We start from the raw sequence: 12177 nt of genomic DNA on the forward strand, positions 1-12177 counted from the left end.
TTCAAAAAAATCAAATGTTTACTTGATTTATTGAATAATTTATTTTTTCTTTGTACTTTGAAAATATTTATATCGACTATGAAAAAACTAAAGTTGTTTTCATTAATAGCATTAAGTTCTACACTTGCATTAACCAGCTGTGGCGGATCAGGAACCAGCAAAGGTGGCGGTACCAAAAAATTTGTCAGTAAAACAGGTTGGAAACCAAACGAAAAACAAGGTTGGTTTTTTGCAGGAAAGCAACAAAAGCAGAAGGGGTGGCCTGGAATGGTATATGTAGAAGGTGGAACTTTTACAATGGGATTAGTGAAAGATGATGTTATGCACGATTGGAATAACACGCCTCGCAGAATGCAGGTAAGTTCATTCTTTATCGGAGAAACAGAAATTACTAACTACGAATACCGCGAATACCTGACATGGTTGAAGTATGTATTCCCACCAAGTGATCCTAGTTTTAAGGAAATCTATAACGGTGCTTTACCGGATACCTTATTATGGGACAACAAATTAGCAAGAAACGATTATAATGAAACGTATCTGCGTTCTCCGGAATTTGATTACTATCCGGTAGTAGGTGTTTCATGGACTCAGGCAAACAGATACTGTGAATGGCTGACAGACAGAGCGAATGAAAAAGCTTTGATGCAGTCTGGTATTATTGCCAAAGATTTGTATATCAACGAATCCAACAACCAGGGAGGAACTGCATTCAACATGGATAAATTCAAATCGAATGATCCTGAAATGCAAGGATATATCAATGAAAAAAGAATGCAGCAGAAAACTGGTATGAAAACTACAAACCAGAGATTGCTTGCAGCTAACAGAGCTCCAAATTCTGCAATGGTACAGAAGTTCAGACTTCCTACCGAAGTTGAATGGGAATATGCAGCTCTTGGTATGGCAAAAACAAGAGAATATAACCAATACCTGGGTAAAAAACCTGAAATCGAAAGATTAAGAGGTACCAAAGGAAGAGACAGAGGAATGTTCCTTGAGAACTTCAAAATGGGTAGAGGTGACTACTCAGGGATCTCAGGATGGAAGAATGACGGTTCTGCACAGACTTCTGACGTAAGAAAGTATCCATCTAACGATCTTGGTGTATATGGTATGTTCGGGAACGTTTCAGAATGGACTGCGGATGTTTACAGACCAATCATTGATGAAGACTACAGTGATTTCAACTACTATAGAGGAAACATGCCTCAGGCTATTGTAAGAAACGGTGACGGAACTTATAAAATGATCGACGAAGGTACTATCAAGTATGATACTTTGGCTGACGGAAGATTAGTTTATAAAGGACTTCCCGGACAATTCGAAAGACAAACTATCGCTGATTACAGAAACTACAGAGATGGTGACAGACAGTCTTCTTTAGAATATTACAGAGCTTCGGATTCTGCTGCAGGTTTCGATATGTACAATTCACCTAAACAAAGATTTGTTGTAGATGGAACAGGTAGAGTAAAACTACAAAAAGATACCAAAGACAGAACTTCAGCAGTTTCTAACGAGGTTAGAGTTGTAAAAGGAGGTTCTTGGCAGGACACAGCATATTGGCTGGATCCGGGACAAAGAAGATATAAAAATCAAAACAGAGCTTATGGTTGGGTAGGATTCCGTGTTGCACAGGATGCCAGAACCAACGATAAGGGTAGAACTAGAAGATAATATTTATCAAAAAATACTTAAAAAAAACCTTCCGGACTTTCGGAAGGTTTTTTTATTTTTGAACCATGAAATCGCTCTGGTTAAAAAGTCTGAAATATCCATATAGATTTGGCGATTGTATGTGACCTCTTAAAAAAAATATTATATATTTCCACATGAATATAGAACAGTTTTATCCTTTATTTCTGCAGGCTTCAAAAGTAACTATTGATAGCAGAAAAATAGCAGAGAAAGATATTTTCTTTGCCTTTTCCGGTGAAAATTTCAATGCCGCTACGTTAGCAGAAAAAGCCATAGATGACGGAGCATTGGCAGTAATTGTTGAACTTCCGGAATTCGAAAACAGAGATAAAAATATTTTCTATGTTCCGTCTACCCTTGAATTTTTACAACAGTTATCTATCTATCACAGAAGCAAACTTACCATTCCTTTTATCGGACTTACAGGAAGTAATGGGAAAACGACGACCAAAGAATTGATTCATGCTGTTCTTTCAGAAAAATATAATGTACAGTATACATCTGGAAATCTGAATAACCACATCGGAGTTCCTTTGACCATTCTTTCCATTAGACCGGAACATGAAATGGCCGTGATTGAAATGGGGGCTAACCATCAGAAAGAAATTGAGTTCCTGTGTACGATTGCTCAACCTGATTTCGGGTATATTACTAATTTCGGGAAGGCCCATTTAGAAGGATTCGGTGGATTTGAAGGGGTAATTAAAGGAAAATCTGAGCTTTATGATTATCTTAAAAACAATAACAGAACTATTCTTGTTAACGAAAATGATCCTATCCAGGCCGATAAAACTGAAAGCTATTCCCCTAAAATTACTTTCGGAAAAGAGACCTCAGATTACAATTTTGAATCTTTTTCCGCAGAACATTTTGTAGGATTGACTTATCAGGGAGTAAAAGCAGTTTCAAAGCTGACAGGGGAATATAATTTTACCAATCTTTGCGCAGCAGCAAGCCTGGGACTTCATTTCGGAATCAGTTTTGAAAAAATAAAACATGCCCTGGAATTGTATACCCCTACCAATATGAGATCACAGGTTGTGAAAAAAGAGGGGAGAACTTTGGTGCTGGATACCTATAATGCCAACCCAAGCTCAATGACCGCTTCTTTGAATAATTTCATCAGTTTTGAAGGCAGTAAAACCATTATTATCGGAGATATGCTGGAATTGGGTAATGAGAGTGAGAAAGAACATAAGAACATCTTAAAACTTGCTCAGGATCTTAATTTCAATGAAATTATTACAGTAGGAAAACATTTTAAAGAGGTTAATTCTTCAGATCTTGCTTTTGAAAATACAGCAGTCCTGATAGAATATTTAAAACAGAATAAAATTCAGTCTGACAATATATTGTTGAAAGGTTCCAGGGGAATTGCCCTTGAGAAGCTGATCGACTTTATTTAACAGAGTAAGGAAGCTGGAGGTTGGGAGAGGGAAGATCCTGAAGGTAAGTGAAGAGGATTCTCTTTTTTATTCAACTTTATAAACTTCATTGTTAAATGATTTCCGAAAAAGTGGATTGCTGGATAGTAACTTCCAGCTTCACTCTTCCAGCTTCCAGACCTACTACTTATTTCTTCAAGTCCCAGAATTCCTGTACAATCAATATAATATTTTTAAAGGTACTTGGAAAAACTTCTTGCTCAATTTCTGATGTCGTTTTCCAGGCTACTTCGGTAATGCCTTCTTCTATTTGCGGCTTGGAAGTATCTTCACCGTCAAAGTTCATTTCAAACCAATGGGTGCATTTAAGGATTTTCTCTCCGTTTCTTTCGATATAGATATGGTAGGTAGTATTGATGAATTTTAAAAGCTCCACATCACTCAGGCCGGTTTCTTCTTCTATTTCCCGTACTGCAGACTCTTCTCTGGATTCTCCTTTTTCCATCTTACCCTTCGGAAGGTCCCATTTACCAAGTCTTTTAATAAAGAGAATTTTACCTTCAGGATTATTTACCAGGCCTCCTGCTGCTTCTATAATTCTGAAAAGCTTTTGGAATTCCTGCCATATTTCATCCAGATTCTCTCCATATACATTAAGTTCCTGCACAGAAGTATTCTCCAGAAGATCTAATGCTATTTCTAAAGTTGTGAAACTTTCATACCTAAGCTCTTTTTCAAGATTTTCAGGATATTGAGACACTAATAGCTTTTTTTCGTTGACAAAAACTTTATACATTTTATGGGAAATTAATTACGACTGAAAATCAAATAGTTGTTTTTTTTAATAGTAAAACTCAGCGTTTTTACTATTTTTTACTACAATCACTCACAAATATATAAAATTGTCGTAGAAACTAACGATTAAATATGGGCTTATTTATCTGTCTGCACCTAAGTCAGAAGGAAAAAATGTATTCTTTATTTATTTGAAATATGAAGGTCAGAAAATATTTGAAAAAAAATTGATGAAGGAATTTCCAGGCTTGATATTATATTTTAAAAGTAGGATTTAGTGGTGTGTCTTTGTAGATTTTTTTTAATTTTGCTAGAGTAGCAAACGTATAGATGCAGGTTTGATCAGATTGAGCGCAAAATTACTTCAGATTTTATAAGTCGATATATTGTATGCTCAGAAAATTATGTAGTAAATAAAATATTGAGTATTAGTTTGAAGTATTTATGCACAAAAACTTTATACATTTGTAAGAGTTAAGAATTTAATTATAAAAAATAAAAAATGAATTTAGAAGGACGAAAGATTATTGTCAATAAATCATCTAAAGAACTTACCGAGTTGCTGAAATCACCTGAAAATTATAAAGATTTTATGCCGGATGGTCTTCAAAAATTTGAAACAAGAGATAACGGATTTAAATTCGGATTACAGGGAATGCCGGAAATTGCGTTAAAAATAGATGAAGTAGATGATCAGAAAGCTGTTTTAAAATCTGCAAGTTCAAGCTTGGATTTCACATTAACAGCAACTTTAAACCCAATCAGTGATAATCAGACTGAAGTTCAGATGTTATTTGAAGGGAAATTCAATCCATTCATTAAAATGATGGTAGAAAAACCACTACAGAACTTTATCAATACGCTTACTGATAAAATCGAAGCCTATAAATAATAAAAACCTCCAACGTTGGAGGTTTTTATTATTTTGTCTTGTCCTGAAAAAGGTTGACTATTCATACAAAAAAATAGTCATTATTATGGATTTTAAGAAATTATTATATTAAAATATCTTGTTTGAATAAATCAATTAATTTATTTAAATATTTATAAGAAGTTAAATCTTCCCATTTTCCATCTTTTATAAACTTTTCAGCAATACTGATAAAATCAGCTCTACCTTTCCATTTATGCAGATTACGTTTATTCAATGTAATAAAGTTAAATTTATATAGGTCTTCATCATCATTAGATGTTAATACTCCCATAAATATGTAATCATGAACATCTTCTATAATTTCTTCATCTACAATACATTTTCTATTTTCAGGTTTAACACTGTAGAAATATTGTTCAGTTAATTCAATGGCTTTTTTTCCAAAAGAATGTTTATTTAAACAATTAATGTGAAATACAGAATCATTGAATTGATATAAAGGATCTTTAATATTTTGAATGAAAGGTGGAAATGAAAAGATACTCTCCAAATCAGTAATTTTTTCATTACACAGTCCACATGTCGTTTGATTTATAAATGCTATAGCCATATTTAAATATTTTAAGGTCTAATTAAAGTTGTTTCACCTCCATGGAAAATATATTGTTTTGTTTGGTTTAATTTTTTTAAAGCTGTAAAGTCAGCAGCACTCGGAGGGGCTGATGTTGGATGCGTATGCCCAAAAAGAGTTTTTATTTGCCCCATTTCAAAACTAATTCCGCCTGGACCACCACTAACAATCGCCTTCTCACCATTAGCTAATCTTACAACTGCATGCTCATTTCCTGTTGACCAAGTTAATCCTTTTATATCATTAATAATGTCAATAACTTTTGTTCCATGTGGTATGATTTTTTGAATAGTCATTGGTAAGGTTTCACCTCCACCACTACTAGCTACTTTAAGAGCTTTATTGGCCTGAGCAGCTAAAATTCTTCCAATACCACTAGCTCTCCATCCCGCAGCTAAAAGTTCTCCACCAGCCATGGAAGCAGGTAATTCTAAAAACAGGAAATTCTCAGCAGCAGATACAGATTGTCCTACTTTGGTAGTTTCTATAGCACTTGTAAGAATGCTTTCACTGGCATGGAAGTTTTCCATATTTCTAATACCCAGCCAGGAAAGGGAGTTGCTTCCGGGTGGAGTTGTATTCCTGTGGTAACTACCGCTATAAGGATCTCCAATACTGCTGGTACAGGCTCTTTTCTGACTACGATGATAACTGTATTAGTTTTAATTGAAACCAATAATTCCTTTTGTATTAGTTAAAGGTATTGAAGAATATAAATCTTAGAGTTAAGGGAAGAATACATGTCGAATTATGTAATCGAACAACAATATTCTGTGAAAAGAAAAGACTTTCACAAACGAAACTTGCTATGATGATAGGGAAGATAGACAGTATCTCTATAAAGTAGAAAAAGGAAAGGTTACTTCCAGTATTGTCACTATTCTGTAACTTATGCAATAAATGATATTTCCCGGCTGAGCTGATCGGTGAAATAAAAGTATGAAAATATCTAAGCAATAACTCCCGAACAATGATCCGCTGTACTTCCTGTGGCAGAAGACAACACATTGATCTCATTATTCATTTTTAGGATGCCCATAAAGGCAAAAATCAAAGCTTCCTTATAATTGATGATCTCTTTTTCAGGGATGATCACCTCGGCTTTTGTTTTTGCTCTTATCTTTTCAATTAAAAACGTGTTGTATGCGCTTCCGCCTGTAATCAGAATATCTTTTATATTATTTTTATTGATCACAAGGGAAATCTGCTGCGCGGCATGTTCTGTAAAAGTTGCCAGCGCATCCAGGGTTTCTATATTTTCAAGAACTGGAAATATATGCTGGTTGCACCATTCTATCCCCAAAGATTTTGGAGGTGGAATATGGTAGAAATCCAATGCGTTAAGCTGATTCAGTAAGCTTTCATTGATTTTTCCTTTTTCAGCCAATTCTCCGTTTTCATCAAAGTTTTTATGAAGCTTTTGAGCCAAATAATTCAAAACAATATTCACCGGAGCGATATCAAAAGCGATTCTTTTTCCGCCTGATTGTAAAGAAATATTGGAAAATCCACCAAGGTTTAAACAGGCGTGGTACTCTGAAAAAAGTAATTCATCACCTATAGGAACCAGTGGTGCTCCGTTTCCATTCATCAGCACATCCTGGCTTCTGAAATCATAGATAACGGGTAATCCGGTTTCCAGCTTGATCGCTCTGCCGTCTCCTATCTGAAGGGTAAATTTTCGTTTAGGCTGATGGAAAATCGTGTGGCCATGAGAGGCAATCAGGCTGATGTTTTCAAGCTGATGCTTATGAATAAATTCTCTCACCTGCCGGCCAAGGTAAAAACCATATTCTGAATTCAGTTCCAGTAAATCTTCAGCAGAAAGATGAATAGAGTTTTTAAGTTTTTGTTCCCAATCCTCAGAATAGGAAACAGTCTCGGCTTTCAGGATCTGAAAAGACCATTGGTCTTGTTTTTCAAATTCAGCAAGACAGATGTCCAAACCGTCCAGACTTGTCCCGGACATCAGTCCAATAGCCAGAGCTTTCATTATTTTTCGGATTATTTTTTATTCTCAGAAATTCTCTTTGAACTGAAATCTCCTGAGTTGTTATAGAAAGTATATTCGGAAAAGTCATCCTTTGCAGTCATTCCATTGGCACCTACCAATGTAGAGCCATCTTCCATGGTAACATATACCGTATCTTTGGTATAGATCCTGTTTTTTCTTTGATCCCAGTAAATACTCTGCATGGCAAATCTCTGCCCTTCATTGGTTTTTATCCTTACGTCACCTTTGGCTTCATAGAATTTTTTATACTCAAAAATGCGGGCATATTTAGCTGTAATTCTTCCCGGAACCTTAGGTTTCTTTTTATCAAAAAACTCAATATCAATTCCTTTTCGGGCTACTACATAAGGGCTGTCAATCAGCTCATACTTTTCAATGATGGGTGCTTTGGCTTTTAAAGTGACAAAGCCGGAGTCACGCTGTATAATATTGGCGTTGTTGATGATTTGTGAAGGGAAATTTTTGCTTTGGCTGCCGTTTCTTTTGGTAAGATCCTCTTCACAGGATGTCAATATAAAAAATATAGCACAACTAAAAAGGCATGCTATATTTTTATATGATATTTTTTTTGAAAAATTCATTCTAGTTATAAAGAGTCTTTCTGAACCATTTATCAGCAAAATTAAAGCCGATTTTCAGGTTGACGAAGTTCTGATTGATCAGGTTATTTTTAAGAGTTCCTCTTTTACCTACTTCTAGTCCTATTTCAAGACCACTCATTCTTGTGATACTACTTGTTTTGAATGGAAGCATTACCCCGGCAGAAATACCGAATTTGTTGATGCTTGTTCCTTCCAGTTTAAGGTTTCCTCTTTCATAGAAAGCTCCATATCTGTAGATTACTCTTGAGAAGTAGCTTCTGAAGTTGTTATAGTTAGGTAGGTACCATCCACCCGCAGAAACTCTGTACGTATCCTGGAAGTCGAAAGTTTTACCGAAATAAGAGATGTCTTCTCCTTTTTTATAATCTACCTGTCCTGATAGGAACCAGTGGTTTTCACTTCCATATCCAACCCCTACGGATGCCTGTAATGGAAGAAGGTTTTTAGATTTTGTTTCCTTCTGCTCTATGATGGTCTCATAAACCTTGTTGGTTTCCTGAGCATCAGAGTATCTGTAAGTACTGTTGACGTACTCAGTAGTCATATTACTGGTATTCCCAAAAGTAGCAGTTGCTCCTACTGTGAATTTCTTATCAGTACGGGTATTTAAAGTCTGGTAGCTTGTACCAAGCGTAAAATTAAAGTTTCTGACTCTGTTTTTAGTCTGATAACCATTTACATATTCACCGGCATAGCTGCCTGTAGCAGGGTTGTACGCACGGAATTCATTAAGGTCATTAAGGTCTCCAAAATAAAGGTTAGCTCTTGCCCCCACAGAAAGTTCCTGATTAATTTTATAGGAAACAGCAACCTGTGCAGCATTTAATGTTCCGCTACCTTTAAAGTTGTTTTTATACATTGGAGTTCCGTCTGCAGCCAATTGTTCAGTTACGATATCGTAGCTTTTAGAACTGTAGGGCTGGTAAGAGATCCCCATTTTCACTTTTGGAGATAGTGGAAATGCAAGAGAAATATTAGAAAGATACGTAGAATGCTTTGTAGATTTCATATCGTTATAGTTCGATTTGAAATAATTGTTTTCATTGGTAGCTTCCAGTCTGATACTCGTAAGTTCGAAATTGGCGTTGTTTGCCGGGTTGGCAAAATTAAAACTACTGGTGAAATCACTTATAAAAGCAGTTGATATACCTCCCATAGAAGTAGTCTCGATCGTATTATCATATTTCACATCTCCAATTCCATAGGTTGCATAAGGTGAGTTGCTTAGACTCTGTGCATTCAGAAAATATCCAACTGATATGAATGATACTACAAAGATTTTTTTCATTCTTTATTTTTAACAATGCGCAAATATCTTAAATATTAATGAATTGTAAAAATTATATGTGGTTAAAGTTTGTTAAGGGCCTTTCTTTCAAAGAAAAATGCAAATTTTCATCCGTTAAAATATCAATTTTGTTATATAAAAAAGACTGTCCATTATAGAACAGCCTTAGTTTATACAATATATTATTGCTATTGTTTATTTTACCTGAAGTACAGATCGGCTGTGGCTAAAGCTTTCAAAGCTGAATTTCCCATGGTATTTTCCCATTCCTGAAGTTCCCACACCTCCAAAAGGTAAATAGTGCGAACCTACATGAATGATCGTACTGTTGATCTCTGCATCTCCGCTTGTGGTATGATGTAAAACATTATCAGCAAATTCCTGGTTTTCTGTGAAAACATAGAGTGCTAATGGTTTCGGGCGGTTGTTTATTTCTTCTAATGCCTCATCAATATCATTATAGGTCATAACAGGAAGGATAGGACCGAAGATTTCCTGCTGCATTACCTGATCGTTCCAGGTGATATTATCCATTAGAGTAGCTTCAAAATGACGGGTTTCCAGATCATAGCCTCCTCCGTAAATTACTTTTTCGGGTGCTGCTTCTAAATAACCTGCCAGATGTTTTATCTGATTCTGGCTTACAATTTTCCCGATTTTTCCTAATGACTGACCTTCGTAAGTCGTATTTAAATGAGCTTTAAATTTCTCAATAAATGCATCCTTTACAGATTCGTGGATATAAATATAGTCCGGAGCAACACATGTTTGTCCGCAATTGATCCATTTCCCATAAGATATTCTTGCTACTGCCTTATCAAGATCCGCATCTTTATGAACAATCGTTGGTGATTTTCCTCCAAGTTCCAGTGCAAGAGGAATTAATTGCTCCGCGGCTGCTTTCATCACAATTTTTCCAACATTCGGACTTCCGGTAAAGAAAATATAATCAAAAGGAAGGCTTAATAACAAAGTATTCTCTTCAATTGCTCCCTGAATAACTGCCACATAAGATTCATCGAAAGATTCTTTTACAATATTTTCAAGAACCTGGGCCACATGAGGCGTATTTTCAGAAGGTTTTAGAATCGCTGTATTTCCGGCAACCAAAGCTCCGATAAGCGGACTGAATGTAAGCTGAACAGGATAGTTGAAAGGACCAATAATATAGGTGACACCATAAGGTTCGTACATTACTTTACTCATTACTTCAGCTCCTGATGGATGTGGTTTTGAAGGGACAGGAGTAGGTTTTGCCCATTCATCAATATTCTCCAGAAAATAATCCAGCTCACTAATGACAATTTGAATTTCCACATACTCAGCTTCCTTTCTGCTTTTTCCCAGATCAATGGATAAAGCTTCGCAAAGATCATCTGTATGCTGTAAGAAAACTTCACGGAATTTTCTTAATTGTGCTTTTCTGAATTCAATATCTTTTGTCTGATTGGTTTTGAAAAAGGCTTTCTGCTGTTGAAATATTCCTTTTATTTTTTGTTCCAGGTGTGTATCCATTGGTGTATGATTTTTACTATTTGAAAAAGTGTGAAATCGTAATGAATTTACGAAAAATTTTGTCCTGCAAATTTATTGTTTAAAATTAAATTGTGTAAAATTTAATTTTAAGTTTTATTCTAATCTTATTATTGATGTTTCCTATAACAGAATAGAAGTGTTACTCTTTTGAAATTCGTACTCTATAGCTTTATTCATTTTAAGCAGACTTAATTTTATAAATTGAAATAAGATTTTTTATCTTTGAAACATGAATTGGGAGAACATCGCCGGACAGACAAATCTGAAAAAACTTCTTAGAGAAAGCATTGCTGAAAACAGAGTGAGCCATGCCCAACTTTTTGTAGGAAAAGAGGGATACGGAACACTTCCCATGGTTTTGGCGTATGCAAAAGAAATTTTAAATCGTGAAAATGAGCATGCTGCAGCGAAGGTAGAACACCTCAATCACCTGGATCTGCATTTCAGCTTTCCTGTTTTTACGGACAATAGAAATTCGTTAAGTAAGAATAAATTTGATGAATTCAGAGAAATGATCATGGCTTCTCCATATGCAAGCTACGATGACTGGACTGCTTTCTTAGAGTCGGAAAATAAGCAGCTGTTTATTTCCGCAGATGAAATTGATGACCAGAACCAGAAGTTTTCTTTGAAAAGTTTTGAAGGAGGAACCAAAATTCTTATTGTCTGGAGAGCAGATAAAATGAATATCGCGGCTTCAAACAAATTTTTGAAATTTTTAGAAGAACCACCTGCAAAAACAATTATCCTTCTTACGGCAGAAAGCACCAATGATATTCTTCCTACGATTCTTTCCAGAACACAGATTGTAGAAATCCCGAGACTACATGATGAAGATATTGAAAACTATCTCAAAAAAAACTTTTCTGTTTCAGAAGAAAAATTGAAAGAGATTGTTCATGAAGCGCAGGGAGACCTTAATGATGCGGTAAAACTCCTCAATTCAGGGGATAAAACCAATGAATTTGAAAAACTCTTTGTACAATGGGTCAGAGATGCCTTTATGGTAAAAAAGAAACCTGAATATTTGAGAAGTATCATTTTTTGGGCGAGAGAAATTGCAGGATGGAACAGGGAAAAACAGAAAAACTTCCTGAACTATTGTTCTGAAATCTTCAGACTTGCACTGCTTCAGAACTATCAATCCGAAAATCTGGTGTATAAAAAGATAGATGCAAACGGGTTCAACTGGGGAGGATTTTCAAAATTCATCAGTGGAGCCAATATTGAAAATATTTTAGAGGAAATCAATACAGCCGATCTGCATCTGACCCGAAACGGAAATCCTAAAATTGTATGGACCGATTTAGGTATAAAACTATCAAGATATATTCACAAAAGCACATAAATA

General features: G+C 35.3%; 11 protein-coding genes. 4 read left to right on the forward strand and 7 right to left on the reverse strand.

The annotated features are described in order from the left end of the window. Nucleotides 1–78 precede the first annotated feature (78 nt). Complete coding sequence (gldJ, locus tag FN817_RS14945; RefSeq protein WP_047421202.1) at nt 79–1680, forward strand: gliding motility lipoprotein GldJ; 1602 nt, start codon at nt 79–81, stop codon at nt 1678–1680. Nucleotides 1681–1835: 155 nt separating this feature from the next. Beyond that, entirely contained in the window at nt 1836–3107 is a 1272-nt protein-coding gene (locus FN817_RS14950; RefSeq protein ID WP_142718650.1) for a UDP-N-acetylmuramoyl-tripeptide--D-alanyl-D-alanine ligase, read from the forward strand. Between the two features lie 166 nt (nt 3108–3273). Here the strand turns inward: FN817_RS14950 and FN817_RS14955 are convergent, their stop codons facing one another. Then, a complete protein-coding gene (locus FN817_RS14955; RefSeq protein WP_142718651.1) occupies nt 3274–3882 on the reverse strand; it encodes an NUDIX hydrolase in 609 nt (202 codons plus the stop codon). A 501-nt stretch (nt 3883–4383) separates the two neighbouring features. Here FN817_RS14955 and FN817_RS14960 point away from each other — a divergent pair. Continuing rightward, nucleotides 4384–4773: a hypothetical protein gene (locus FN817_RS14960; protein WP_047387661.1), complete on the forward strand. Its 390-nt coding sequence runs from the start codon at nt 4384–4386 to the stop codon at nt 4771–4773. A 103-nt stretch (nt 4774–4876) separates the two neighbouring features. Here the strand turns inward: FN817_RS14960 and FN817_RS14965 are convergent, their stop codons facing one another. From FN817_RS14965 to mdlD, 6 genes are all read right to left on the reverse strand, one after another. Continuing rightward, entirely contained in the window at nt 4877–5365 is a 489-nt protein-coding gene (locus FN817_RS14965) for a hypothetical protein (RefSeq protein WP_142718652.1), read from the reverse strand. Nucleotides 5366–5376: 11 nt separating this feature from the next. Continuing rightward, a complete protein-coding gene (locus FN817_RS14970) occupies nt 5377–5916 on the reverse strand; it encodes a hypothetical protein (RefSeq protein WP_142718653.1) in 540 nt (179 codons plus the stop codon). A 419-nt stretch (nt 5917–6335) separates the two neighbouring features. Next, on the reverse strand, nt 6336–7379 hold the full coding sequence (locus tag FN817_RS14975; protein WP_142718654.1) for an anhydro-N-acetylmuramic acid kinase: 1044 nt from the start codon (nt 7377–7379) through the stop codon (nt 6336–6338). An 11-nt stretch (nt 7380–7390) separates the two neighbouring features. Beyond that, nucleotides 7391–7981, reverse strand: coding sequence for an LPS export ABC transporter periplasmic protein LptC (lptC, locus tag FN817_RS14980; RefSeq protein ID WP_047421210.1), 591 nt, complete (start codon nt 7979–7981; stop codon nt 7391–7393). 1 nt (nt 7982) lies between these two features. Next, on the reverse strand, nt 7983–9290 hold the full coding sequence (locus FN817_RS14985) for a hypothetical protein (protein WP_142718655.1): 1308 nt from the start codon (nt 9288–9290) through the stop codon (nt 7983–7985). 195 nt (nt 9291–9485) lie between these two features. Further along, nucleotides 9486–10805, reverse strand: a complete 1320-nt coding sequence (gene mdlD, locus FN817_RS14990; protein WP_142718656.1) for an NAD(P)-dependent benzaldehyde dehydrogenase MdlD — start codon at nt 10803–10805, stop codon at nt 9486–9488. A 250-nt stretch (nt 10806–11055) separates the two neighbouring features. Here mdlD and FN817_RS14995 point away from each other — a divergent pair, with 250 nt between their 5' ends. After that, nucleotides 11056–12174 (forward strand): DNA polymerase III subunit, encoded by a 1119-nt coding sequence (locus FN817_RS14995; protein WP_142718657.1) that lies wholly within the window; start codon nt 11056–11058, stop codon nt 12172–12174. Nucleotides 12175–12177: the final 3 nt, after the last annotated feature.

The organism is Chryseobacterium rhizoplanae (assembly GCF_900182655.1).
Classification (GTDB): Bacteria; Bacteroidota; Bacteroidia; order Flavobacteriales; family Weeksellaceae; genus Chryseobacterium; species Chryseobacterium rhizoplanae.

What these genes read in the sequence shown, in the direction of transcription:
- lptC (WP_047421210.1), bottom strand. Translation starts at nt 7,981, where the DNA reads ATGAATTTTTCAAAAAAAATATCATATAAAAATATAGCATGCCTTTTT.
- FN817_RS14960 (WP_047387661.1), top strand. Translation starts at nt 4,384, where the DNA reads ATGAATTTAGAAGGACGAAAGATTATTGTCAATAAATCATCTAAAGAA.
- FN817_RS14975 (WP_142718654.1), bottom strand. Translation starts at nt 7,379, where the DNA reads ATGAAAGCTCTGGCTATTGGACTGATGTCCGGGACAAGTCTGGACGGT.
- FN817_RS14995 (WP_142718657.1), top strand. Translation starts at nt 11,056, where the DNA reads ATGAATTGGGAGAACATCGCCGGACAGACAAATCTGAAAAAACTTCTT.
- gldJ (WP_047421202.1), top strand. Translation starts at nt 79, where the DNA reads ATGAAAAAACTAAAGTTGTTTTCATTAATAGCATTAAGTTCTACACTT.
- FN817_RS14955 (WP_142718651.1), bottom strand. Translation starts at nt 3,882, where the DNA reads ATGTATAAAGTTTTTGTCAACGAAAAAAAGCTATTAGTGTCTCAATAT.
- FN817_RS14965 (WP_142718652.1), bottom strand. Translation starts at nt 5,365, where the DNA reads ATGGCTATAGCATTTATAAATCAAACGACATGTGGACTGTGTAATGAA.
- mdlD (WP_142718656.1), bottom strand. Translation starts at nt 10,805, where the DNA reads ATGGATACACACCTGGAACAAAAAATAAAAGGAATATTTCAACAGCAG.
- FN817_RS14950 (WP_142718650.1), top strand. Translation starts at nt 1,836, where the DNA reads ATGAATATAGAACAGTTTTATCCTTTATTTCTGCAGGCTTCAAAAGTA.
- FN817_RS14985 (WP_142718655.1), bottom strand. Translation starts at nt 9,290, where the DNA reads ATGAAAAAAATCTTTGTAGTATCATTCATATCAGTTGGATATTTTCTG.
- FN817_RS14970 (WP_142718653.1), bottom strand. Translation starts at nt 5,916, where the DNA reads ATGGAAAACTTCCATGCCAGTGAAAGCATTCTTACAAGTGCTATAGAA.